This is a genomic window from Aurantimicrobium photophilum (genome assembly GCF_003194085.1).
Classification (GTDB): domain Bacteria; phylum Actinomycetota; class Actinomycetes; order Actinomycetales; family Microbacteriaceae; genus Aurantimicrobium; species Aurantimicrobium photophilum.
In genome coordinates, this window is record NZ_CP023994.1 from 768,784 (window position 1) to 794,448 (window position 25,665).

Here is a 25,665-nt window from a genome sequence, read left to right on the forward strand (position 1 = left end):
CCCGTCATAATGGAAACCTCGAGGAGGCGACATGGTTGATACAACGGGTTCAACGTCACTGCGTCGCCTCGTGCCACGAATATTCAGTCGTGCACAGCCTGCTGATGGTTTTGAAAAACTTCTTAAAACAGTTCGCCACCATCACCCACGTGCTGATTTTGTTCAGCTTGAGGAAGCTCACGAGGTTGCACTCAAGGCCCACGAAGGTCAAAAGAGACGCTCAGGTGAGCCATACATCACTCACCCCATTGCTGTTGCTCAGATTCTTGCTGAACTAGGTATTGGCCCCAAAACAATCATTGCTGCCCTGCTGCATGACACAGTGGAAGACACCGACTACACGTTGGAACAATGTCGAGCGCAATTCGGTGCTGAAGTTGCCATGCTGGTAGACGGTGTGACTAAGCTCGACAAGGTTAAATACGGCGATAGTGCACAGGCTGAGACTGTTCGTAAGATGATTGTCGCGATGTCGAAAGACATTCGTGTCCTCGTTATCAAACTTGCAGACCGCCTCCACAACGCGCGCACCTGGGGCTTCATGCCGGTGGAGTCAGCTCAGCGCAAAGCACGTGAGACACTCGAGATTTACACCCCGCTTGCCCACCGTTTAGGTATCCAGACCCTCAAGTGGGAACTGGAAGATCTTTCTTTTGCTGTTCTGCACCCCAAGATTTATCAAGAGATTGAAAATCTTGTTGCACAGCGCACTCCTCAACGTGAGTCGTTTGTTCAATCCGTTATCAAGGATGTTGAAAACGACCTCAAGGCTGCTCGTATTCGCGGTGAGGTCAAGGGTCGGCCCAAGCAGTTCTACTCGATCTATCAAAAGATGGTCCTTCGCGGTCGCGAGTTCGATGAAATCTATGACCTCGTTGGTATCCGCGTCATTGTGAACAGCGTCCGAGACTGTTACGGCATCTTGGGTTCCATCCACGCACGCTGGAATCCCATTCCAGGTCGTTTCAAGGATTACATCGCAACACCTAAGTTCAACCTGTATCAATCTCTTCACACGACAGTGATGGGTCCATCAGGTCGTCCCGTTGAAATCCAGATTCGTACTCCTGAGATGCATCACCGTGCTGAATTCGGTGTTGCTGCACACTGGATGTACAAAGACCGCATGAATAGCGGTAAGAGTGTTGACCCTGTTGCAGTTCAGGACACAGATATGGCGTGGTTGGCACATATTTCTGACTGGCAAGCAGAAACCGAAGACCCAGGGGAGTTCCTCGATTCCCTTCGTTTTGAAATCGGTGCCAAAGAGGTTTACGTCTTTACGCCTAAGGGACGTGTTATCGGTTTGCCTTCTGGGGCAACGCCTATCGACTTTGCCTACGCAGTTCACACCGAAATTGGTCACCGAACCATGGGTGCCAAGGTCAACGGACGACTTGTTCCACTCGAGAGCAAACTCTCCAGCGGCGATGTCATTGAGGTTCTCACCTCAAAGAATCCAGACGCAGGTCCCAGTCAAGACTGGTTGAACTTCGTTCAAAGTACGCGCACACGCAACAAGATCAAGCAGTGGTTCACGAAGGAACGTCGCGACGAGGCCATTGAGCAGGGCAAGGACGCAATTGCTCGGGCAATGCGCAAGCAGAACCTGCCGTTACAGAAATTGATGACTCAGGATTCTTTGGCTGAAGTTGCCAGCAACCTTCGCTATGAAGATGTCTCCATGCTCTATGCAGCTGTGGGAGAAGGTCACGTCTCGACTCAATCGGTTATTGAGAAGATTCTTGCGAGCATTCACGAAGATGGTGACACCGAAGAAGTTGAGTTTGTTCTTCCCTCTCGTGGACCTTCAAAGCCTCTACTTCACAGCGATTCTGGCGTTCTTGTTCGAGGTGCTCCCGACATCCTGGTGAAGTTGGCCAAGTGTTGTACTCCAGTTCCCGGAGATGCAATTTCTGGCTTTGTTACACGTGGTCAAGGGGTATCTGTTCACCAGACGAGTTGTCACAATGTGGCGAATATGCTCAATGAACCTGAGCGCATGATCGAAGTTGAATGGTCACCATCATCCAAGAGTGTGTTCCTAGTTCAAATTCAGATTGAAGCATTGGATCGATCAGGCCTTCTCTCTGATGTGACACGGGTCTTGTCCGAACACCACGTGAACATCTTGTCTGCCACGGTGAGTACGTCTCAGGACCGGTTGGCATTGAGTCGTTTCGTCTTCGAAATGAGTGACGTGATGCACCTGGATCGCGTTCTCAACGCCGTTCGTCGCATTGATGCCGTCTATGACGTCTATCGCGTATCCGAGGGCTAAATATATAACTCTTGTGCTCTTCTGAGTGCCGTCCGTTTGTTCGGCACGGAAATCATGTTGTTGAGTCTCCTGAGAACTGTTTCCTGTGAAATTTCATAAGCACTCATCACATTCCTACACAGTCCTTGCACTAGTTGGTCGTTCACATGTCCCGACCTTAGAAGGTCAATAATGGTTCTGAGCGGACTGGTGATCCCACTCGTGCTTTCCAGCCACACATCAGTTGAAGCAAGTGTTCGTTCTTCAATATCTAGATTGTGATGAACAGCCCTTCGTATACGTCGAACTGTCACGGTTGAAGCGGTGTGTGTGTTCGGTTCTTTGCACAAGCCCAATGCCCACACAGCAGATATGCCGGTGAGGACAACCGGGTGACGTTCTTGTTGGAGGATTTTCCTACTACGAGTCCTCCAGTTCTGTACCTCATCCCAGAAATCGTGATCTTGATTAATTTCACCGGATAAGCGCAATGCTGACAGTTCGGCGGGGGAGAAGTGAGAAGTTAACGAAAAGTGGTCCATGCGCACATCGTGCATCATGGACCACTCGGTGAGTAAAGGAACTCACAAATGTGTGGACAATCTACTTCAGGACAGCAAGCCATTCCTTTTGAGTCTTGATTGCTTCCTCAAGCTCTGTGGCTTTCTTGGAATCCTTAGCTGACTTTGCAGCTGCAAGTTCCGCTTCGAGCTTCTCGATCTTTTCTTCAATCTGTCCAGCTAAGCCTTCAGAACGAGCTTGCTTTTCTGGGTTTGACGCATTCCAGTGGTTATCTTCGAGTTTGCGCACGGCCTGTTCGACCTTGCGCATGCGCTCTTCAGTTGGCTTGAGTTGTGCGCGAGGAACCTTGCCCGCAGCATCCCACTTCTTCTGAAGCGCGTTGAGCTTGGCGCGTGCTTCGACGCGATCAGTAGCCTCGAGAAGAGTTTCAGCTTCAGTGAGAATGGCGAGCTTAACCTCGAGGTTTCCTGCGTAGGAAGCATCCTCTACTTCGTCCTGCTCTTTCTTTGCAGCGTAAAGAGCGTCACCGGCTGCCTTGAAGCGTGCCCAGAGAGCATCATCAATCTTCTTGCCTGCACGTGGTGCAAGCTTCCACTGATCTAACAATGCACGGTATGCGGCAACACCATTAGTGCCTTGTGAAAGGAGAGCCTCTGCCTTGGAAATCAGCTCTTCCTTGGCGGACTTTGCGCCCTTGTTCTTGGAATCGAGTTCTGCGAAGAAGGCACGACGGTGCTGATCTAGCTTCTGACGTGCATCGCGGAAACGCTTCCACAGTTCATTGGACTCAGACTTCGACAGACGCGGTCCACTCTTTTGAGCGGTCTGCCATGCAGCGAAGAGTTCATCAACCTTCGCGGTGGTGGTCTTCCACTGAATTTTTGCAGGTTCGGTTGCGGCGAGCGCTTCAATCTGTTCCACGATGGCAATGCGGGCAAGTCGAGATTCCTCAACTGCTGCTGCGTTCTTTTCTTTCTCAGCCTCGCTGAGTTCGCTCAGAGAAGCAACAAGCTTGTCGAGACGTTCTGCGAGTGCGGCGTAGTTGCCAATACCGTTGCGTGCTTCAACCTGCTCGGCAATCTTCTTGGCACTCTCACTGATTTCAGAAGCAGGAGCGCCACGCTTTGCACGCTGTTCGAGAAGAACTAGTGCTGAGTTGGTGTCGTTGAACTTACGCTCGAAGAAAGCCAGAGCCTCTTCGGGAGTGACGTCGGCATACTGACCGATCAGACGCTCGCCATCAGCTTCGACGACATACACATGGCCGGCTTCGTCGACACGCGCCGTTGTCTTTTCAGACATAACAATCCACCTCGTTGGGATAGGGAACAACCAGCCTCAAGCCTAGAGCAAGGCTTCCCGTTGTGGAGACTGCTACTTTACGGAGACGCTCTTCAATGTCACGGGGACCTTAGGAGAACCATCTGAAGAACCGTTAGAGGTGCCCTGGCTGGTGACCTGGGCAATCAGTTCTGGTAAACCGCTGGTGATGTGTCCGATGACGGTGTATCCACCTGCAGCATCGCTTGGGATTGTGCTGTCTTCGTACACAATGAAGAACTGGCTACCCATGGAGTTTCCGTTGCCACCCTGGCGAGCCATTGCGATGGTCCCCGCGGGATACACATTGTCTGCAGGGGCATTTTCAACTGGACCGTAGGAATATCCAGGACCGCCGCTGCCATCTCCAGCTGGGTCTCCACACTGAAGGACGTAAATTCCTTCAGTGGTGAGGCGATGGCAGCTAATTCCTTCATAAAAACCAGAACCAATAAGCGATACGGTGCTTGCAACGGCCTGGGGTGCAGCTTCACCATTGAGTTCAAAAGTGATGGGCACACCAGCAACGTCCATGGAACCTGTCCAGACGCGGTATTCACTCAGTGCGGCATCTGGGGCAGCAGCACCTGTTGCTGTGGGCGTAGAAGTCGTTTCTGGTGCAGGAGCCACGACCGATACAACGGCTGAGTAGATTCCGAATCCCAGGGCGATCACGACAACGCCGGAAATTGACCCCACGATGATTCGATTGGTGCGCTTACGTGCTTTCTGAGCACGTTCATGTGCAGCCTTACGGTCTGCATACGTCTTGATACGGTCACGATCTTCTTTGGTTACGCGGTTGTCGCTCATCTTTGCCATAGCAAGCAACGCTAATCTAAAGTCCATGGCACAAGGTGATTCGACACTCGGGGGACAGACAGCACCTCTTGCTGTGCGAATGAGGCCTCGTTCCCTTGCTGAGGTAGCTGGTCAAGATCAGCTGCTCAAAACTGGATCGCCATTACAGGTTCTCGCTGCCCCAGGTTCACAAAGTGCGGTTTCTGTGATTTTGTGGGGACCTCCAGGAACAGGCAAAACCTCCTTGGCTCATGCCATCGCCACCTCGTCCGATCGTAGATGTGTCGAGCTTTCTGCTGTGACGGCGGGTGTCAAAGACGTGAGAACCGTCATGGAAGAGGCCCAGTCTCAGCGTGATCTTTATGGCGTGCGCACGCTGCTCTTTCTCGATGAGATTCATCGCTTCAGTAAAGCTCAACAGGATGCTCTTCTTCCCGGTGTAGAAAACGGGTGGGTCACCCTGATTGCTGCAACAACGGAGAATCCCTCATTCAGTGTTGTCACACCGCTGCTTTCGCGTTCTCTCTTGTTGCGTCTTGAGCCTCTCTCGGATGCTGCGCTGGATGCGCTCATTCAACGTGCTCTCGATGAACCATTTGGTCTGGCAGGAAAGTTCAGTGTTGATGAAGAAGCACGTCACGCAATTATCAACTTTGCTTCCGGTGATGCTCGTCGTGTGTTGACCTCTTTGGAGGCAGCATCCTCGATTGCGCAGCAAACGTCTAAGAAGAAAACCGGCGTTATTGCTGTTACGGCCGATCATGTATCTGCAGCCGTGGATTCTGCCTTGTTGAGATACGACCGCAATGGAGATGAGCACTATGACGTCATTAGTGCCTTCATTAAGTCCATTCGTGGTTCTGACCCTGATGCTGCTGTTCATTACCTTGCTCGCATGATTGCTGCGGGGGAGGACCCCCGGTTTATCGCTCGTCGATTGATTATTTCCGCTGCTGAAGACATTGGCTTAGCTGATCCTCACGCCCTCGGAATTGCCACCTCTGCGGCAGATGCCGTTGCGTTGATTGGTATGCCTGAGGGCCGTATTCCGTTATCAGAGGCCACGATCTATCTCGCTACGGCGCCTAAATCGAATGCTGCCTATAACGCCATCAATGCTGCTCTTGCTGATGTTCAGGCAGGAAAGTCAGGTCTTGTTCCCACTCATTTGCGGGATGCTCACTATGCGGGTGCAAAAAAGCTGGGACATGGCAAGGGTTATAAATACCCTCATGACAACCCGCTTGGCGTTGTAGAACAGCAATATTTGCCCGATACCCTGGCCTCAACTGAGTATTACTCGCCGACAGATCACGGCTCAGAGCGTGATGTGAAGGCCCGTTTAGAGAAACTTCGGGCGATTACCAAGAAGCGTCGGTAGCTCGTCACCAATAGTGATAAGGTTTTAGAGTCTATTTCGACTGTGAAGCGCGGCTGCAACACAGTGACGAAAGAACTGGATGGCCCTGTAGCCGGGCACCATGACGAACCCCTCGATTTTCGCTCTATTACGAGCGTGTTCATTTTGTTTGTTCAATCGAAAAGGAAATTGTGTCTACTAAGTCACGTACCCGTAGCAAGACCCGTCTGTCGCGTGCCCTCGGCATCGCACTGACCCCCAAGGCAGCAAAGTACCTGGAAAAGCGTCCCTACGCTCCAGGTGAGCACGGCCGCACCAAGCGCAAGGCTGACTCTGACTACGCAGTTCGTCTGCGTGAGAAGCAGCGTCTACGCGCTCAGTACGGTATCCGCGAAGCACAGCTGCGCAACGTCTTCCAGGAAGCTCGCAAGACCCAGGGTCTGACCGGTGAAAACCTGGTAGAGCTCCTCGAAATGCGTCTTGACGCACTCGTACTCCGTGCAGGTTTCGCACGTACCACCGCTCAGGCTCGTCAGCTGGTTGTGCACCGTCACATCCTCGTCGATGGTCAGCTGGTTGACCGTCCATCTTTCCGCGTAAAGCCTGGACAGCTCATCCACGTCAAGCCACGCTCTGAGGTTCTTGAGCCACTGCAGGTTGCTGCAGCTGGTGGACACGCTGAGGTTCTTCCTCCCGTGCCCGCATACCTCGAGGTTGAACTCGACAAGCTTCACGCAACCTTGGTGCGTCGCCCCAAGCGTGCAGAAGTTCCCGTCACCTGTGACGTACAGCTCGTGGTTGAGTACTACGCAGCTCGCTAAATTCTTAGCTGGGAAAGGGTGTGGATCTTCGGATCTGCACCCTTTCTTGTTTTATTGCTCACGCTTGCCTCCCGTAGACTGGAGTCTCGCATTTGCACCGTTCATCTGGAGAAATCATGAAGCAGCTCTTTTGGCTTACCGTAGGCGTTATCGCCGGCTTCTTTGTCGCGCACAAAGTAAACCAGACAGAACAGGGCCAGGCGTTCTTCGCCGCTGTCGACGCGAAAACTCGTGACTTCACCGAGGCACTCGTCGAAGGATACAAAGAGCGTGAGGCAGAGCTGCGCGCAGCTCGTAAGAACTAACTATGCAAACTGCTGAAATTCGCCAACGTTGGCTTGACTTCTTTGCTGCGCGTGAACACACCGTAGTTCCCTCTGCATCACTGGTCAGTGATGACCCCACCCTTCTGTTCACCGTGGCAGGAATGGTTCCATTCATTCCTTACCTTTCCGGTGTTGTGCCACCTCCATACCCACGTGCAACCAGTGTTCAAAAGTGCATTCGCACCTTGGATATTGAAGAAGTTGGTAAGACCACTCGTCACGGAACTTTCTTCCAGATGAATGGAAACTTTTCTTTCGGTGACTACTTCAAGGAACAGGCCATTGAATATGCCTGGGAACTTCTGACAACGTCTGAGGCTGATGGCGGTCTTGGCTTTGCTGAGAAGGATCTCTGGGTCACTGTCTACGAAGACGATGATGAGGCCATTGCCTTCTGGAAGAAGACTGCTGGTCTTCCTGATGAGCGTATTCAGCGTCGTGGCAAGGAAGACAACTACTGGTCGACCGGTCAGCCTGGTCCTGCAGGCCCTTGTTCTGAAATTTACTTCGATCGTGGCCCTGCGTACGGCATCGAGGGTGGCCCAGTAGCAGATGAAGATCGCTACATCGAAATCTGGAACCTCGTGTTCATGCAGTACCTGCGTGGAGAAGGAACCAGTAAGACCGAGTTCCAAATCTTGGGCGAACTGCCCAACAAGAACATCGATACCGGTATGGGCCTTGAACGTGTTGCTTTCCTCAAGCAGGGTGTTGAGAACCTCTATGAAATCGATCAGGTTCGTCCCGTTCTTGACCGCGCTGCAGAACTTGCAGGCGTCACCTACGGTGCCAACCAAGAAAACGACGTTCGCCTGCGCGTTGTCGCCGACCACGTTCGTTCAGCTCTCATGCTGATGGCTGATGGCGTTCAGGCCTCCAACGAAGGTCGCGGCTACATCTTGCGTCGTCTGCTGCGTCGTTCTGTTCGTGCCATGCGTTTACTTGGCGTGGATTCCGCAACCTTCCCCGAGTTGTTCACAGCATCTCGTGATGCCATGAAGGCTGCATATCCCGATGTTGAGAACGAATACGCTCGCATTTCTCAGATTGCCTATGGCGAAGAAGAGACATTCCTGAAGACTCTGGCATCCGGAACAACCATTTTGGATACTGCTGTTTCTGAAACCAAGAAGTCAGGCGCCAAAGCACTTGCAGGAGATACTGCGTTCCTGCTTCACGACACCTTTGGTTTCCCCATTGACCTCACTCTGGAAATGGCAGAAGAAGCTGGTTTGAGTGTTGACCGTGCTGCTTTTGACACTCTGATGTTGGATCAGCGCACTCGCGCAAAGGCGGACGCCAAGGCAAAGAAGTCGATTCTTGCAGACCTGTCAATCTATACAGACCTGCGTGCACAGGGCGAAACAGTATTCACTGGTTACACCGACCTCGAAACTGAAACCAGCATTTTGGGTCTCCTCAAGGACGGCCTGCCTGTTCAGAGCGCTTCTGCTGGCGATGTTGTCGAAGTAATTGTGGGCGCAACTTCTCTCTACGCAGAATCTGGTGGTCAGGTTTCTGATGCTGGTTCCATCATTGGTGACGGTTTCGACCTTGAGGTACTCGACGTGCAGAAGCCGGTCAAGGGACTCGTTTCACACACTGTTGAGGTTCGTAGCGGCCAGGTAAATGCTGGTGCCGCAGCAACAACTGTTGTGGACAAGAACTACCGTGCCGCAGCTGCTGCGGCTCACTCGGCAACCCACCTCGTTCACGCAGCACTGCGTGAAGTTCTGGGAAAAACAGCACACCAGGCTGGTTCATTGAACAAAGCCGGATATATGCGTTTCGACTTCTCCTGGAACGAAGCACTTTCATCCGAAACCCGCACCGAAATCGAAGAGATTGCCAACAACGCAATCTTGGCTGATTTCGACGTCGTCACTCGCGAGATGGCTCTCGATGACGCTAAGAAGATGGGTGCCATGGCTCTCTTCGGTGAGAAGTATGGCGAGACTGTCCGCATGGTTGACATTGGTGGTCCTTGGTCACGCGAACTCTGCGCTGGAACACACGTGGCACACTCCTCGCAGGTTGGTCTGATCAACCTGGTGAGCGAATCTTCTGTTGGTTCATCTAACCGTCGTGTGGAAGCTCTTATTGGTGCAGATGCATTCAAGTCACTTGCTGCAGAGCGTGCCATTGTTCATGAGTTGTCTTCTTCGCTGAAGGCACCTCGCGAGCAGGTAACTACTCGTGTTGCTGATCTGGTGGCAAGCCTCAAGGCTGCTGAACGAAAGATTGCAGAATTCGAAGCTGCTGCGGTTCGTGAACAAATTCCTGCGCTGGTTGGCAAAGCAGCTCCTGTGGGCAGCGTGACCGCCATTGTGGAGACTGTCACCGGAATTGCCTCTGTGGACGATTTGCGTAATTTGGTCACCGGAGTTCGCGAGAAGGTTCAAGCAACGAACACAGTTATTGCTCTCGGAGCTGTCGTGGATGGCAAGCCAGCCGTCATCGTGGCAACTACTGAAAGCTCACGTGCTGCTGGAGCCAAAGCAGGTGCCCTTGCGAAACTTGCAGCGGGCATTCTTGGCGGTGGCGGCGGCGGTCGTGACGACATGGCTCAAGGTGGCGGAACGAACGTCAACGAGCTCGGTTCGGCGTTGCAGGCAATCCTCGCGGAGCTTCGCAGCCTCTAATGCGTTCTGGTGTTCGTGTAGGCATCGATATCGGCACTGTCAGAATTGGCGTGGCCAGAAGCGATCGTGATGGTTACCTCGCGACTCCTGTAGAAACAGTAGATCGAGGTTCTGAGAACCCCATTGGTCAGCTTGTTTCCCTTATTGCTGAACTCGAAGCAATCGAAGTAATTGTTGGCCTGCCACTTTCTTTGAATGGTTCGCACACTGCTTCCACGGAAGATGCGCTGGTGATGGCACGTGAACTCGCACAGAACTCCTCAGTACCTGTTCGACTTGTTGATGAGCGTCTGACGACTGTTTCGGCGCACTCTGCTTTGAGAGCTGCGGGCAAGAAGCAAAAGCAAACAAGGTCCGTTATCGACCAAGTAGCTGCAGTGATGATTTTGCAGCACGCGTTGGATTCAGAACGATCAAGCGGAAACCTTCCTGGTAAAGACATCAGCGAGTTTCCAGCTCAGTCATAACGAGCTTCTGTAGGCTGGCTCACGTCCATTCCACGAAACAGGCAGTGATGTTAGACGACAACTTCTCTCACAACTCGACAACCTCTTCGTCGAGCTCTCTTCCAGATGATTCTGCCTACGTAGGTAAACGACGTAAGCCTTCGAAGAAGAAGCCGGGCCTCGTGATCGGTTCTGTGATTGGTGTTCTCGTTCTTATCGGAGCGGTTCTTGGTGGTCTGTTTTACACCGGAATTCTCGGTGGAAATCAAAATGATTACGTTGGTGGCGGTCACGGCGAAGTGATCTTCACCATTAGCGACGGTGAAATTGGCGATCAAATCGCCAATAACCTCGTTGAGGCGGGTGTGACAAAGAGTTTCGATTCCTTCTATCAGCTCCTTCTGGAGACAAAGCCTGAACCTGTCTTCACCCCAGGTGTTTACAAGCTCAAGCAAGAAATGTCTGCCAAGGCCGCATTAGATGCTCTTCTGGATCCGGCAAACAGGGTGGAGCTCACCGTCACTATTCCTGAGGGAACAACTGAAAAGAACGTTCTCAAGATGCTTGCTGAAGGTCTCTCCATTCCCCTTGCAGATTTCCAAGCTGCTGCAGCAGATCCTGCACCCTATGGTGTTCCTGCAGAAGCAACTACGTTGGAAGGTTTCCTCTTTCCAGCGACCTATACCTTCTCACCAGGAGTGACGCCCACAGAGGTTCTTCAGCAGCTTGTAGATGAATCTCTTGCTGCACTAGAAACAGCAGGTGTTCCTGCCGACCAGCGTTGGGATGTCATCCGCATGGCCTCTGTCATTCAGCGCGAGAGCGGGCCGAATCCTGAAGACATGTACAAGATCTCACGTGTATTCCACAATCGCTTAGATCAGGGAATGAACATGGGGTCCGACGTTACCACCTGTTACGGTGCAGGCCTTTTGGGTAAAGATTGCCTTCTCATCACTCAGGCGGCGCTGGATGACACCAGCAACCTCTACAACACTCGAATTCTCCCTGGTCTGCCGATAGGCCCCATTTCGAATCCTGGTGCCGATGCTATTGATGCTGCTTACCACCCGGCAGATGGGCCTTGGCTGTTCTTCGTTACCGTCAACCTCACCACGGGAGAAACAGTCTTTAGCGAAACTTCGGCCGAGCATGAAGCCGCTGTTGTTCAGTATTACGACTGGCTTGAAGCGCACCCTGAAGCAGTTGGTTAACTGCCATGACATTTGAAATCAGAACTCTTGCAGTTGTTGGACACCCAATTGCGCATTCACTCTCACCAACCCTGCACCAAGCAGCCTATGACCACTTGGGCTTGCCCTGGAAATATGTTGCCGTTGATGTGCAGCCAGGGGAGTTAGCTGGTTTTCTCGATTCAACAGATTCATCTTTGCGTGGGCTTTCCGTGACCATGCCGCATAAAGTTGCTGCACTTGAAGCAGCGAACCGGCTGGATCTCCTCTCGGAGAGAACAGGTTCGGTCAACACGCTTTTGTGTGAATACACCGAATCTGGTCAAAGAGAACTGAGCGGGTTCAACACAGATGTGCTGGGAATCGTCAATGCCCTTAAAGACTCAGGTGTCCACCAGGCTCACCATGTGGCAGTTATCGGTGGCGGCGCTACAGCTTCGTCAGCAATTGCAGCGGCATCTGAACTGGGGGCAGAACACATCTCGGTCATTGTGCGCACCCCTCAGAAAGCGTTCTATCTAGAAACCGTGGGCCAAGAATGCGGAGTGAACGTCACTGTTCACTCCTTGGACCAGATGAGTGAAATTGCTTCAGTTGATGTGGCAATTTCTACGCTTCCTGGAGATGTTGTACAGTCCCTGGAAACTCTTCCTCGAACTTCACGAGCCAGCTTGCTCGATGTTGCTTACAATCCCTGGCCCAGTGCTCGGGGAACCCAGTGGTCTGCCGCTGGGGGAGAAGTAGTCAGTGGGTTACGTATGCTTGCTCACCAAGCCCTTATTCAAGTGAGAATCTTTGTTGGTGGTTCTCCCTTCGATGTTCTTCCGGACGAATCAGGTGTTAAATCAGCAATGTTTGCTTCAGTTGGGCTGGAATCGCTCTAGCGTGCAAATTCACCTGCTGTGTCTATGACAAACTTGATACATGCTTAGATGGCTTACCGCAGGTGAATCTCATGGTCCAGAACTGATTGCAGTTCTCGAAGGATTGCCTGCTGGCGTGCCTGTTCTTGCAGAGGATATTCAGCTCGACCTGCAACGTCGTCGCCTTGGCTATGGCCGCGGTGCCCGTATGAAGTTTGAACAAGATGAACTCAACATCTCAGGTGGAGTTCGCCACGGAAAGAGCCTCGGTGGCCCAATTGCTCTGCGGGTAGGAAACAGCGAATGGCCTAAATGGGTTGATGTGATGAACCCTGCACCGGTTGATCCTTCTGTGCTCGAATCAGGTCGTGGCGCTGCATTGACGCGTCCACGTCCAGGTCACGCTGACTTGGTGGGCATGCAGAAATATGATTTTGATGAGTCGCGCCCCATTCTGGAACGCGCTAGTGCTCGCGAAACTGCAGCCCGTGTTGCACTGGGCGCTGTTGCCCGCTCTTTCTTGAATGAACTTGGAATTACCCTGGTCAGCCACACCATCGCTATTGGTCCCGTTGCTGTTCCAGACGGCACTCCACTGCCTCGAGTGACCGATGTTGACGCTCTAGATGCTGATCCACTGCGCTGCTTTGACAAGGCAACCAGTGAATTAATGTTTGCTGAAGTAGAACAAACCCACAAAGATGGCGACACGATCGGTGGTGTTGTTGAAGTTCTTGCCTATGGTTTGCCACCAGGACTTGGTTCACACGTGCACTGGGATCGTCGACTTGATTCACAACTCGCAGCAGCTTTGATGGGTATTCAAGCCATCAAGGGTGTCGAAGTTGGAGATGGTTTCGAAACCACTCGTCGCCGCGGCTCCGTCGCTCACGATGAGCTCTTTGCGACTGAGGATGGAATTGCTCGCGAGACTGACCGCGCCGGCGGTATTGAAGGCGGAATGAGCACCGGAACAGTCCTGCGTGTTCGTGCGGGCATGAAGCCGATTGCGACCGTTCCCCACGCTCTGCGCACCATTGACACCTCTACTGGTGAAGCAGCCCCAGCGCATCACCAGCGTTCGGATGTGTGTGCTGTGCCGGCAGCAGGAGTAGTTGCAGAAGCGATGGTCGCACTGACTCTTGCAAATGCTGTTCTGGAGAAGTTCGGTGGCGACAGCATCGGCGAAACCAAGCGCAACCTGGAAAGCTACCTGGCGCATATCCCTGACTCTGTTCACACCGTAGGTCAGTAAGTACACACGTGCCTTCACCAGTCGTTGTATTCATCGGAGCGCCTGCTTCAGGAAAATCTAAGATAGCGAAGCGCGTTGCGTCTCTGCTTGATGTTCCCCGCATTGATACCGACAAAGTTGTTGTTGCAGAGCATGGACCCATTGCTGACATTTTCGATAACTCGGGTGAAGCTACCTTCCGTGCCTACGAACGTGCAGCTGTGAAAGATGCCCTTCAGCACAGAGCGATCGTGAGCTTAGGTGGGGGAGCCGTCCTCGATCCAGATACTCAGAAAGACCTCACTACAGTTCCAGTAGTTCTACTGACTGTTTCTGAAGAGGCTGTTGCGTCGCGCATTAGCGACCCTAAACGCCCACTCCTGCGCGATGGAATTGAGGCATGGAAGAAGCTTGTCGCCGCGCGGATGCCGATTTACTCCGAATTGGCATGGAACACTTTTGATACTTCAGCCGGGGATTTAGATGCCATCGCTGAAGACATTGTTTCCTGGATCTCCTCCGGCACTCCACGACAGGGCGTTTCATCATGAGCACTACCCAGATTCACGTCACCGGTGGTGGCGATTACCTGGTGAACATCGGCCGTGGCATGTTGGCAGACCCAGAACCATTCTTCGGCCCCATCTTCGGCCCTGCCGTCAATAAAGTACTCATCATCCACCCACCAACCATGGGTGCGATTGCAAACAAGCTCCGTGAGCAACTCATGGGGGAGCGTGAGGTCCTCCTTGCTGAGGTTCCAGATGCTGAGAATGCTAAACGCGTAGAAGTTGCTGCGTTCTGCTGGCAAGTGCTGGGTCAGGCAGACTTCACTCGTTCCGACGCCATTATTGGGCTAGGTGGGGGCGCCGTCACGGACCTCGCCGGTTTTGTGGCTGCAACGTGGCTGCGCGGTGTGAAACTCATTCAAGTTCCCACCACAGTGCTGGCTATGGTTGACGCCTCTGTTGGAGGCAAGACGGGAATCAACACCGCTGAAGGTAAGAACCTTGTTGGTTCTTTCTATGCTCCTCATGCTGTTGTGTGTGACTTGGATGTTTTAGAAAAGCTTCCTCGTAATGAACTTCTTGCTGGTTTTGCTGAAGTTGTGAAGTGTGGATTCATTGCTGAACCAGAAATCCTCGACATTCTTGAAGCCGATGTTGATGTAGCAACTGATCCGACTTCGACTGAATTCCAGCGTTTGATTGAGCTTTCTGTTGGCATCAAGGCACGAGTTGTGTCGGAAGACTTCACCGAGCAAGGTCAACGAGAAATCCTGAACTACGGTCACACACTAGGTCACGCAATTGAACATGCCGAGCGTTACACCTGGCGTCACGGTGCAGCGATCAGTATTGGCATGGTTTTTGCTGCAGAACTCTCACGCATGACTCAGAATCTTCCTGATGAGGTTGTTGATCGTCACCGCCGCATCTTGGAATCTCTTACTCTTCCCACTACATATGGCGCGGAAGCGTGGGAGCACCTGCTGACAACAATGAAGCGTGACAAGAAGGCTCGTGGATCGATGCTGCGCTTCGTTGTGTTGCGCGATATTGGCCAGCCCACGATTTTGAACGTGCCAGACACGTCCATCCTCTTCACTGCCTATCAAGAGCTCACCGCCTAACTTTCGTTAGGCTAGGTGTCATGGCACGCATTCTTGTTCTCAACGGCCCCAACCTGGGTCGCCTTGGTTCTCGTGAACCAGATGTTTACGGCAGCCAAGATCTTGCTGCCCTCAAGGTGCTACTCGAAGCTGATGCACCATCACACGAGATTGACCTTCGTCAGACCGATTCTGAGCCTGAACTCATGTCGTGGCTGTTTGAAGCTGTTGACACCAACACTGCGGTTATCTTGAACCCTGCTGCATTCACGCACTATTCCTATGCACTTCGTGATGCTGCTGCCATGGTGACCAAAGCAGGTGTTCCTCTCATTGAGGTTCACATTTCAAACCCGCACTCTCGTGAAGAATTCCGACACAACAGCGTGATTTCGGCTGTTGCAACCGGTGTTATCGCAGGTTTTGGATTCGATTCGTATCGTTTAGCACTTGCTCAACTGACCAGATAGGCCTGAACTGTGCGCTGAACCTCAGGCACACACGTAGACTTATCTGTTGGGTCTCGACCCATAGTTTTGCCCACGGGCATTTTGATTCGTAAAAAGGAACACTCATGGCTTCTACCGCTGATATCAAGAACGGCATCGTCCTCAACATTGATGGTGCACTCTGGACAATCATTGAATTCCAGCACGTCAAGCCAGGTAAGGGTGGAGCCTTCGTCCGCACCAAGATGAAGAACTTGATGACTGGCAAGGTCGTCGACAAGACATACAACGCAGGCACCAAGATCGACATCACCAACGTTGACCGTCGCGACTTCCAGTACCTCTACAACGACGGTAACGAATACGTCTTCATGGACAAGGGCAACTACGAGCAGCTTTCTGTCTCAGAGGTTGTTGTTGGTGATGCAAAGAACTTCATGCTGGAGAACCAGGATGTTCAGATTGCGCTCCACGAAGGAACTCCTCTCTACGTTGAGCTTCCTGCTTCGGTCGTACTAGAGATCACCTACACCGAGCCTGGCCTGCAGGGTGACCGCTCAACTGGTGGAAACAAGCCTGCAACCGTTGAGACCGGCTTCGAGATTCAGGTTCCTCTGTTCCTGGAAATCGGTACCAAGGTCAAGGTTGACACTCGCGATGGTTCTTACCAGGGTCGCGTAAACGACTAATTCATGAGCGCACGTACTAAAGCACGTAAGCGTGCTCTCGATGTGTTGTTTTCCGCAGACGTCCGAGATATCTCTATTACTGAAGCCCTCGAGGCTGAAGCCGAACGGGCTGCTAGCGAACCTGATCGTGCAGCATCTTGGCTCTATGCTCGTGAAATTCTTGACGGCGTCATCGACCACAGTGCGGAAATCGATGAAACCATCGAAACCTATGCACGTGGCTGGTCGCTGGAGCGTATGCCAGCAGTAGATCGCGCCATTGTGCGTATTGCTGTGTGGGAAATCCTCTACAACCCCGAGGTTCCCGGTGCAGTCGCAGTAGATGAAGCTGTTGAAGCAGCGAAGACTCTTTCTACGGAAGAATCTTCGAGCTATGTAAATGGCTTGTTAGCTACTATCGCTTCCACCGCAAACTGATACACTAAACACAACACCGACATCCTTTAATTACCGTCCAGAGAGGCGGGGAAGGAGGTCAGAATGACTGCACGAAACATCATGCAGGCGACTGACATGCAACGCGCACTGACGCGTATTGCTCACGAGATCCTCGAATCTAATCGAGGCGCACAGTCACTCGTCCTTCTCGGCATCCCTACTCGTGGTGTGACACTCGCTCATCGTCTAGCTGCGATTCTCGAATCCATCGTCCCTGGCGCTTCAGTGCCGGTTGGTTCTCTGGACGTCACGATGTATCGAGATGACCTCTACCAGCAGCCCACTCGCTCCACTGCGCCCACAGAAGTTCCTGTGAGCATTGATGACGCAACAGTAGTCCTGGTCGATGATGTTCTCTACAGCGGCCGCACAGTGCGCGCTGCTCTAGACGCTCTCACCGACCTCGGCCGACCCAAGGTTGTCCGCTTAGCTGTCTTGGCAGATCGTGGACACCGCGAACTGCCCATTCGTGCCGACTTCGTCGGTAAGAATCTTCCCTCTGCACATGGCGAACGCATCAATGTGCGCCTGGTCGAACACGACGGCGAAGATGGCGTAGAAATCGAAGAGGTGGTGAGTGCATGAAGCACCTACTGAGCACCCGTGATGTCTCTCGCGAAGTAGCTATCCAGCTTCTCGATATTGCTGAGGACATGTCCGCCGTCAACGAGCGCGAGGTCAAAAAACTTCCTGCACTGCGCGGAAAAACGGTTGTGAATCTCTTTTTTGAAGATTCCACTCGCACACGCATCTCTTTCGAAGCAGCCGAGAAGCGCCTTTCTGCAGACGTCATCAACTTCGCCGCCAAGGGATCAAGTGTTTCCAAGGGTGAAAGCCTGAAGGACACCACTCAAACCCTGGCTGCCATGGGTATTGATGCAGTCGTCATTCGACACGGCGCATCAGGAGCTCCACAAGTTCTTGCTCAAAGTGGCTGGATTGATGCCCCCGTCATCAATGCAGGTGATGGCACACACGAACACCCCACCCAGGCGCTACTCGATGCCTTCACCATGCGTAAGCGTCTTCATGGTGCCGGTTCACGCGGTAAGGGTCTCGACGGCGTCAAAGTGACGATCGTCGGCGACATCCTGCACTCTCGCGTGGCACGGTCAAATGTCTGGCTGTTGCAAACGCTGGGAGCTGAAATTCAGCTCGTGGCTCCGCCCACCCTTTTGCCTCATGCAGTCAACACCTGGCCAGTTTCGGTGAGTTACAACCTCGACGAAGCCCTTGCTCAGAGCAAGCCTGACGTTGTCATGATGTTGCGTATTCAGCAGGAACGCATGCACGATGCGTTCTTCCCCAACGAGCGTGAATACTCAAATATGTGGGGACTCACACAGGAGCGATTCTTCTCGCTCCTTGCCAAAACAATGGTGATGCACCCAGGTCCCATGAACCGCGGTCTTGAAATCAGCTCGGTAGCAGCTGATTCACCACAATCAACAGTTCTTGAACAGGTTGCCAACGGAGTGTCCGTGCGCATGGCAGCGCTCTACATGGTTCTCACCGGTGAACGAGAGGTAACTCATGACTAATCCAGATCTACTCATCACCGGAGCGACCCTCCCAGATGGTAATCGTGCCGACATCCTTGTTGAAGGAAACCGTGTATCTGCTGTGGGTCAAGGTCTGAGCTCGGCTTCGGCGACCAAGATTGATGCTGATGGTCTGATTGCCCTTCCTGGTTTTGTTGATCTCCACACTCACCTGCGTGAGCCTGGATACGAGCAGTCAGAAACAGTGCTTACTGGTACACAAGCTGCAGCACTAGGTGGATTCACGTCCGTCTTTGCCATGGCCAACACACTTCCTGTTGCGGACACTGCAGGAGTCGTTGAACAGGTGCTTCGCCTGGGGGATGAGGCAGGTTATGCCACCGTCCGCCCTATCGGAGCAGTAACGAAGGGCTTGGAAGGGCTTCAGCTAGCTGAGCTCGGCGCGATGGCGAATTCACGAGCTGCTGTCCGCGTCTTCTCCGATGACGGAAAGTGTGTCTTCGATCCACTCATCATGCGACGTGCACTGGAGTATGTGAAAACGTTTGGCGGAGTTATTGCTCAGCACGCTCAGGAGCCCCGTCTCACCGTTGACGCACAGATGAATGAAGGCGAAGTTTCCGCCCGCCTCGGCTTGGCTGGATGGCCTGCAGTTGCAGAAGAATCCATCATCGCTCGCGATGTTCTCTTGGCTGAGCACACCGGTTCTCGTCTGCACATTTGTCACCTCTCTACGGCAGGTTCTGTCGATGTGATTCGTTGGGCAAAAAAACGTGGAATCAATGTCACCGCTGAAGTTACACCGCACCACCTGCTTCTCACCGACGAACGAGCTGAAAGCTATGACGCACGATTCAAGGTGAACCCTCCTCTGCGTCGTGCTGAAGACGTAATGGCTCTGCGTGAAGCACTTGCTGACGGCACCATCGACATCGTCGCTACTGACCATGCTCCACACCCTGTTGAGAGCAAGGATTGCGAATGGGGTGCTGCCGCTTTCGGCATGGTGGGTCTGGAATCTGCTCTGGCTGTTGTGCAAACAACGATGGTGGAAACCGGCCTTATCGGCTGGGCAGAGGTCGCTCGCGTGATGTCAGAAGCACCAGCACGAATTGGTGGTCTTGCGACACACGGTCAGAAGATTGAGCCAGGCATTCAGGCAGAACTTGTTTTGGTCGATCCATCTACTCGTCGAAACTTCGGTGTTGAAGACTTGGCCAGCTTGTCCCACAACACTCCCTACCTCGGAAAAGAGCTTGCAGGTCAGGTTGTTTCAACCATTCACCAGGGATACCTCACTGCGTCAGATCGACATGTCGTCGCTGCCGAGACAGTTGCTGCACAAGCAGAGCTGGTGGCACGTGGATAAGGCACTTGTTACCGGTATTGTCCTCGCACTCGTCCTTGTGGCGATTGCGGGAATGATTCTGTCTTGGCGCAAGAGAGTAGCTCGAGACTCCCGTTTTCAGGTTGTTGCCCCAGGGGCAACTGTGCTCGATCACACCAGTGCACCCGCTGAATTCTCGGGCCTGTATGTAGCTACGACCCTCGCTGTTGATCCACTTCAAAGAGTTACTCTGCCTGGTCTATCTTTTCGCGCAGATGCGCATGTATTGGTCAGCCAGGATGGTGTGACCATTGCCCCTCGCGGTGAAAAGCCAACATTCATTCCAGCGGCTCAAATCCTGCAGATTCACCGCACGCAGGTCACCATCGATAAAGCAGTGGAGAAAGACGGTCTCACTGCCATCTCATGGTCTGCATGGGACACCACCACACAGGAACTCGTCGAGTTCACTTCCTTCTTCCGCTTTTCTATTCCAGAAGTGCGCCTCGCATGTGAGAACGCACTCACCACCAGTTTCCCAACTGACACATCGAAAGAGGTTGCCTCGTGAGTCTCACGACCCCCAATGCCGTATTAGTCCTCGAAGACGGTTCACGTTATGAAGGACGTGCCTATGGCGCTGAAGGAACCACCTTTGGTGAGATCGTCTTTGCTACGGGTATGTCTGGTTACCAGGAGACACTGACTGACCCTTCGTATGCAGGTCAGATCGTGCTGATGACCGCGCCTCACATTGGCAACACGGGTATGAACGACAAGGACATGGAGTCACGTCGTATCTGGGTTGCCGGCTATGCCGTGCGCGACGCATCACGTATCGTCTCGAATTTCCGTGCTGAACGCAGTCTGGATAACGACCTTGACCACGAAGGCATCGTGGGTATTCAAGGCATCGATACCCGCGCTGTCACGCGTCACATCCGCTCAAAGGGTTCCATGCGAGCAGGTATCTTCTCGGGCGCTGCTGCTGCAGAACCTGCAGAAGTTCAGCTTTCACAGGTCCTCGAAGCTGACCAGATGGCTGGAAAGAACCTTTCTGCCCAGGTCTCGACTCAGGAAGAATATGTCGTTCCTGCGGTGGGGGAGAAGATCGGTTCTGTCGCAATCCTTGACCTCGGTGTGAAGACTTCCACGGTCAACTACATTGCAGAGCGCGGATTCGATGCACATGTCCTGCCACAGACAGTGACGGCTGAACAGATTCTTGCCATGAAGCCATCAGCGTTGTTCTTCTCCAACGGTCCTGGTGACCCTGCAGCCAGTGACAAGCATGTGGAGCTTCTGAGCACCGTCCTCAAAGCTGGAATCCCGTTCTTTGGTATCTGCTTCGGTAACCAGTTGTTAGGTCGTGCGCTGGGCTTCTCAACCTACAAGCTTCCCTTCGGTCACCGCGGTATCAACCAGCCTGTACTGGACAAGGCAACAGGTCGGGTTGAAATCACCAGCCAGAACCACGGGTTCGCTGTGGATGCTCCCATTGACGGGGTGCTTGAATCTCCAGCGGGATTCGGCCGCGTTGAGGTAAGCCATTACAGCTTGAACGACCAGGTCGTTGAAGGCCTACGTTGCCTTGATATCAATGCATTCTCTGTCCAGTACCACCCAGAAGCTGCGTCGGGACCACACGACAGCAACTATCTCTTTGACCGTTTCCGCGACATGGTCCTCGCATCCGCTACTACCTCGGGAGCATCGAACTAATGCCACGTCGTCCAGACATCAAATCAGTCCTCGTTATTGGCTCCGGTCCGATTGTGATCGGTCAGGCTTGTGAGTTTGACTATTCAGGAACTCAGGCCTGCCGAGTGCTTCGTGAAGAGGGTATTCGAGTGATTCTCGTGAACTCAAACCCCGCCACCATCATGACCGACCCTGACTTCGCTGATGCGACTTATGTTGAGCCCATCACTCCTGAGGTGATTGAAGCAATCATCATCAAGGAAAAGCCAGACGCAATTCTGCCCACCCTTGGTGGTCAGACAGCCCTTAACGCTGCCATTTCACTGCACGAGAACGGTGCTCTAGAGCGTCACGGTGTTGAGCTCATCGGAGCCAAGGTTGAAGCCATCCGTAAGGGTGAAGACCGCCAGATCTTCAAGGATCTCGTTCTTGCTTCGGGTGCTGATGTGGCCAAGTCCTACATCGCACACACACTCGAAGAGTGCATCGAAGCTGCCAAGGATCTGGGATACCCGCTCGTTGTCCGTCCGTCCTTCACCATGGGTGGCTTGGGCTCAGGTTTTGCCTATAACGAAGAAGATCTCATTCGTATCGCTGGCGACGGAATCCACTCCAGCCCCACCAGTGAAGTTCTCCTTGAAGAGAGCATCTTGGGATGGAAGGAATACGAACTCGAGCTCATGCGCGACACCGCCGACAACACCGTTGTCGTCTGTTCCATCGAAAACGTAGACCCTGTAGGTGTTCACACCGGTGACTCCATCACTGTGGCACCCGCGCTCACGCTGACTGACCGCGAGTACCAGAACCTGCGTGACATCGGTATTGAAATCATTCGTCTCGTTGGCGTAGACACGGGTGGATGTAACATCCAGTTCGCCATCGATCCTAAGGATGGCCGTGTCATCGTGATCGAGATGAACCCACGTGTTTCTCGCTCATCTGCACTGGCTTCCAAGGCAACTGGATTCCCTATTGCCAAGATTGCAGCCAAGTTGGCAATTGGATATCGCCTCGATGAGATCCCTAATGACATCACCAAGGTGACTCCCGCCTCCTTCGAGCCCACCCTCGACTATGTCGTGGTCAAGGTTCCACGCTTTGCTTTCGAGAAGTTCCCTGCAGCAGATGCAACATTGACCACCACCATGAAATCTGTTGGTGAAGCTATGGCTATTGGCCGAAACTATGCCACGGCGCTTCAAAAGGCTTTACGTTCACTCGAGAAGCGTGGAAGCTCATTCCACTGGGGTGAGGAAACCCGTTCTGTTGACGAACTGCTCACCATCTCCAAGGTTCCCACAGACGGTCGTATTGTCACCGTTCAGCAGGCACTTCGTAAGGGTGCAACGCTGGAGCAGGTCTTTGACGCCACCAAGATTGACCCCTGGTTCATTGACCAAATTGTCCTGATCAACGAGGTTGCTGCTGAAGTTCAGGCAGCGCCAGCTCTTGACGCATCCGTCATCCGCTATGCCAAGGACTTTGGTTTCTCGGATGCCCAAATCGCAGAGCTGCGCGGCCTGAGCGAGCAAGAGGTTCGTAACCAGCGTTACGCCCTCGATATTCGCCCTGTATTCAAGACTGTTGATACCTGTGCGGGTGAATTCCCGGCTCTCACCCCGTATCACTACTCAAGTTATGACCTTGAGACAGAGGTCATGCCCAGCGATCGCAAGAAGGTCGTTATTCTCGGCTCTGGTCCGAACCGTATTGGTCAGGGTGTCGAGTTCGATTATTCCTGTGTTCACGCCTCGTTTGCACTCTCAGATGCTGGTTACGAAACCATTATGATCAACTGCAACCCTGAGACTGTTTCGACGGACTATGACACCAGTGATCGTCTCTACTTCGAGCCCCTAACTTTGGAAGATGTTCTCGAGGTTATTCATGCCGAGAGCAAGTCAGGTGAACTCGTCGGAGTTGTTGTTCAGCTCGGTGGTCAAACTGCTCTGGGCCTCGCTAAGGGCCTCAAAGCTGCCGGAGTTCCTATCTTGGGTACGACTCCAGAAGCCATCGACCTTGCCGAAGAACGTGGCGAATTCAGCCGTATCTTGGACGCAGCAAACCTGCTGGCTCCTCGCAATGGAACCGCAACGGATGTTGAGGGTGCGGTGAAGGTTGCAGAAGAGATCGGATATCCCGTTCTCGTTCGTCCTTCCTATGTGCTCGGTGGTCGCGGTATGGAGATTGTCTTCGACACCGTCACTTTGCGCGACTACTTCGTGCGCATTGATGGTCAGGCCATTGTCGGTCCAGATTCGCCACTGTTGGTGGATCGCTTCCTGGATGACGCGATTGAAATTGACGTGGATGCTCTTTACGACGGAGAACAGCTCTACGTCGGTGGCGTGATGGAGCACATCGAAGAGGCAGGTGTTCACTCTGGTGACTCTGCTTGTACTCTTCCGCCCATTTCGCTGGGTAAGAAAGATGTTGACCGTGTTCGTGAAGCAACCTTGGCTATCGCCAAGGGAATCGGCGTCAAGGGTCTACTCAACGTTCAGTTCGCCATTGGTGCAGGAGTTCTTTATGTACTCGAAGCCAACCCACGTGCTTCTCGTACCGTTCCTTTCGTCTCTAAAGCTCTCGGTATTCCTCTTGCTAAGGCAGCGAGCCGCATCATGGTGGGGGAGAGCATTCGTGATTTGATCGCTGAAGGCCTCCTCCCTGTTCAGGATGGTTCTGTTGTGCCCATGGATGCGCCTATCGCTGTGAAGGAAGCAGTGCTTCCCTTCAAGCGATTCCGCACTCCTGCGGGCAAGGTAGTGGACTCGCTCCTCGGCCCTGAAATGCGCTCAACCGGTGAAGTCATGGGTATGGACGTGAACTTCCCCATTGCCTTCGCAAAGGCTCAGGCTGGTGCATATGGTGGCTTGCCTTCATCGGGAACCGTGTTTATCTCGGTTGCAGACCGCGACAAGCGCAACATCATCTTGCCTGCGCTGCGTTTCTCACAACTGGGCTTCAACATTGTTGCTACCGAGGGCACTGCAGAGATTCTGCAGCGCAACGGCATTCCCGCAACAATCATTGGCAAGGTCAGCGCCAAGCTTGGGGATGACACCATTGTGGAACTCATCAACCGCAACGAGGTCGATATCGTCATCAATACTCCAAGTGGTTCAGCTGCGCGTGCTGATGGTTACGAGATTCGTGCCTCAGCTATCGCTGCCGATAAGCCACTCTTTACCAACATGGCTCAGGTCAGTGCAGCTGTTGCATCTATCGACACAATCCGCGAAGGTTTTGATGTGTGCAGTTTGCAGGAATATGCCATCAAGCGTCGTGAGGCTCTGGCCAAAGTATGAGTGAAGTAGGGTTCGGAGATCATCTCCAAGCTGCCTTCCAGCAGTTTGGGCACTTGTGTGTGGGAATTGACCCACACCCGTTCCTGCTCAACGAGTGGGAGTTTGACGACACCTCTGTGAGCCTGCGTGAATTCTCACTGCGCGTCATTGATGCGTGTGTGGGCCAAGTCGGCATCATCAAGCCACAGGTTGCCTTCTATGAACGCCACGGTGCCAAAGGTATGGAAGCACTCGAATACATCATTCGACGTGCACGTGAAGCAGGTTTATTAGTGATCTCCGACTGCAAGCGCGGAGACATTGGCAGCACCATGGAGGCTTATGCGCAGGCTTGGCTGACTCCCGGATGGAATCTGGAATCTGATGCCATTACGGTCAGCCCATACTTGGGCTCAGGTGCACTTTCTCAGACAGTTGACTATGCCCTCTCACACAACAAGGGTGTCTTCATTCTTGCTGCGACCAGTAACCCGGAAGCTGCGCTTCTGCAGACTGCGCAAATAACTCAGGGAATTCATCAGGGTAAGACCATCGCGGCAGCCATGTTGAGTGACGTTGCTAGGTGGGCAACTGAAGCCACACCCCAGAACTCTGTTGGTGCAGTGCTTGGCGCAACTCTCGACCTGCCTAGCTTGGGTATCCAGCCAGATGACTACCCAGCACTTCCCGTGCTTGCTCCAGGTTTCGGCTTCCAGGGCGCTCGTGTGGAAGATGCACAACGCTTGTTCGGGAACCTTTCGACAAACTTGATTGTGTCGGAAACGAGAAGTGTCCTCTCAGCTGGGCGTGACGGCGTTGTTGAATCCGTCACACGTCGTGCAGGAGAGGTCGCATCCGCCCTTGCCTAA

Annotated in this window: 23 protein-coding genes; 21 read left to right on the forward strand and 2 right to left on the reverse strand. The window is 53.1% G+C overall.

Annotated elements, in window-relative coordinates; genetic code table 11:
- The first annotated feature begins 31 nt into the window (after window positions 1-31).
- Entirely contained in the window at window positions 32-2,281 is a 2,250-nt protein-coding gene (locus AURMO_RS03860; RefSeq protein ID WP_110233241.1) for a RelA/SpoT family protein, read from the forward strand.
- A 582-nt stretch (window positions 2,282-2,863) separates the two neighbouring features.
- Here AURMO_RS03860 and AURMO_RS03870 read toward each other — a convergent pair.
- Complete coding sequence (locus tag AURMO_RS03870; protein WP_204163640.1) at window positions 2,864-4,084, reverse strand: DUF349 domain-containing protein; 1,221 nt, start codon at window positions 4,082-4,084, stop codon at window positions 2,864-2,866.
- Window positions 4,085-4,156: 72 nt separating this feature from the next.
- Window positions 4,157-4,924: a peptidylprolyl isomerase gene (locus AURMO_RS03875; RefSeq protein WP_110234863.1), complete on the reverse strand. Its 768-nt coding sequence runs from the start codon at window positions 4,922-4,924 to the stop codon at window positions 4,157-4,159.
- 25 nt (window positions 4,925-4,949) lie between these two features.
- Between AURMO_RS03875 and AURMO_RS03880 the strand changes: the two genes are divergently transcribed.
- From AURMO_RS03880 to pyrF, 20 genes are all read left to right on the forward strand, one after another.
- Window positions 4,950-6,284 (forward strand): replication-associated recombination protein A, encoded by a 1,335-nt coding sequence (locus AURMO_RS03880; RefSeq protein ID WP_110233243.1) that lies wholly within the window; start codon window positions 4,950-4,952, stop codon window positions 6,282-6,284.
- A 170-nt stretch (window positions 6,285-6,454) separates the two neighbouring features.
- Window positions 6,455-7,084: a 30S ribosomal protein S4 gene (gene rpsD, locus AURMO_RS03885; protein WP_096381021.1), complete on the forward strand. Its 630-nt coding sequence runs from the start codon at window positions 6,455-6,457 to the stop codon at window positions 7,082-7,084.
- Between the two features lie 116 nt (window positions 7,085-7,200).
- Window positions 7,201-7,389, forward strand: coding sequence for a hypothetical protein (locus tag AURMO_RS03890; RefSeq protein ID WP_110233244.1), 189 nt, complete (start codon window positions 7,201-7,203; stop codon window positions 7,387-7,389).
- Window positions 7,390-7,391: 2 nt separating this feature from the next.
- Window positions 7,392-10,052 carry an alanine--tRNA ligase gene (gene alaS / locus AURMO_RS03895; RefSeq protein WP_110233245.1) on the forward strand — a complete coding sequence of 887 codons (2,661 nt, stop codon included), beginning with the start codon at window positions 7,392-7,394 and terminating at the stop codon, window positions 10,050-10,052.
- Window positions 10,052-10,519 (forward strand): Holliday junction resolvase RuvX, encoded by a 468-nt coding sequence (gene ruvX / locus AURMO_RS03900; protein WP_110233246.1) that lies wholly within the window; start codon window positions 10,052-10,054, stop codon window positions 10,517-10,519. The genes alaS and ruvX overlap by 1 nt, the downstream gene beginning before the upstream one ends.
- Window positions 10,520-10,566: 47 nt before the next feature.
- Window positions 10,567-11,712, forward strand: a complete 1,146-nt coding sequence (mltG, locus tag AURMO_RS03905) for an endolytic transglycosylase MltG (protein WP_110233247.1) — start codon at window positions 10,567-10,569, stop codon at window positions 11,710-11,712.
- Between the two features lie 5 nt (window positions 11,713-11,717).
- Entirely contained in the window at window positions 11,718-12,575 is an 858-nt protein-coding gene (locus tag AURMO_RS03910) for a shikimate dehydrogenase family protein (RefSeq protein WP_110233248.1), read from the forward strand.
- 40 nt (window positions 12,576-12,615) lie between these two features.
- Window positions 12,616-13,809: a chorismate synthase gene (gene aroC / locus AURMO_RS03915; RefSeq protein ID WP_110233249.1), complete on the forward strand. Its 1,194-nt coding sequence runs from the start codon at window positions 12,616-12,618 to the stop codon at window positions 13,807-13,809.
- Window positions 13,810-13,817: 8 nt separating this feature from the next.
- Complete coding sequence (locus AURMO_RS03920) at window positions 13,818-14,339, forward strand: shikimate kinase (protein WP_110233250.1); 522 nt, start codon at window positions 13,818-13,820, stop codon at window positions 14,337-14,339.
- Complete coding sequence (gene aroB / locus AURMO_RS03925) at window positions 14,336-15,421, forward strand: 3-dehydroquinate synthase (protein WP_110233251.1); 1,086 nt, start codon at window positions 14,336-14,338, stop codon at window positions 15,419-15,421. Before AURMO_RS03920 ends, aroB begins: the two co-directional genes overlap by 4 nt.
- A 20-nt stretch (window positions 15,422-15,441) precedes the next feature.
- Entirely contained in the window at window positions 15,442-15,870 is a 429-nt protein-coding gene (locus AURMO_RS03930; RefSeq protein ID WP_110233252.1) for a type II 3-dehydroquinate dehydratase, read from the forward strand.
- A 104-nt stretch (window positions 15,871-15,974) separates the two neighbouring features.
- A complete protein-coding gene (efp, locus tag AURMO_RS03935) occupies window positions 15,975-16,538 on the forward strand; it encodes an elongation factor P (protein ID WP_110233253.1) in 564 nt (187 codons plus the stop codon).
- 3 nt (window positions 16,539-16,541) lie between these two features.
- Window positions 16,542-16,955, forward strand: a complete 414-nt coding sequence (nusB, locus tag AURMO_RS03940; RefSeq protein WP_110233254.1) for a transcription antitermination factor NusB — start codon at window positions 16,542-16,544, stop codon at window positions 16,953-16,955.
- Window positions 16,956-17,018: 63 nt separating this feature from the next.
- Window positions 17,019-17,561, forward strand: a complete 543-nt coding sequence (pyrR, locus tag AURMO_RS03945) for a bifunctional pyr operon transcriptional regulator/uracil phosphoribosyltransferase PyrR (protein ID WP_110233257.1) — start codon at window positions 17,019-17,021, stop codon at window positions 17,559-17,561.
- Window positions 17,558-18,517: an aspartate carbamoyltransferase catalytic subunit gene (locus AURMO_RS03950; protein ID WP_110233259.1), complete on the forward strand. Its 960-nt coding sequence runs from the start codon at window positions 17,558-17,560 to the stop codon at window positions 18,515-18,517. Before pyrR ends, AURMO_RS03950 begins: the two co-directional genes overlap by 4 nt.
- Window positions 18,510-19,847: a dihydroorotase gene (locus tag AURMO_RS03955; protein ID WP_110233261.1), complete on the forward strand. Its 1,338-nt coding sequence runs from the start codon at window positions 18,510-18,512 to the stop codon at window positions 19,845-19,847. Before AURMO_RS03950 ends, AURMO_RS03955 begins: the two co-directional genes overlap by 8 nt.
- On the forward strand, window positions 19,840-20,376 hold the full coding sequence (locus AURMO_RS03960; RefSeq protein ID WP_110233263.1) for a PH-like domain-containing protein: 537 nt from the start codon (window positions 19,840-19,842) through the stop codon (window positions 20,374-20,376). Before AURMO_RS03955 ends, AURMO_RS03960 begins: the two co-directional genes overlap by 8 nt.
- Entirely contained in the window at window positions 20,373-21,527 is a 1,155-nt protein-coding gene (gene carA / locus AURMO_RS03965) for a glutamine-hydrolyzing carbamoyl-phosphate synthase small subunit (RefSeq protein WP_110233265.1), read from the forward strand. The genes AURMO_RS03960 and carA overlap by 4 nt, the downstream gene beginning before the upstream one ends.
- Window positions 21,527-24,817 (forward strand): carbamoyl-phosphate synthase large subunit, encoded by a 3,291-nt coding sequence (carB, locus tag AURMO_RS03970; RefSeq protein WP_110233267.1) that lies wholly within the window; start codon window positions 21,527-21,529, stop codon window positions 24,815-24,817. The genes carA and carB overlap by 1 nt, the downstream gene beginning before the upstream one ends.
- Window positions 24,814-25,665 (forward strand): orotidine-5'-phosphate decarboxylase, encoded by an 852-nt coding sequence (gene pyrF / locus AURMO_RS03975; RefSeq protein ID WP_110233270.1) that lies wholly within the window; start codon window positions 24,814-24,816, stop codon window positions 25,663-25,665. Before carB ends, pyrF begins: the two co-directional genes overlap by 4 nt.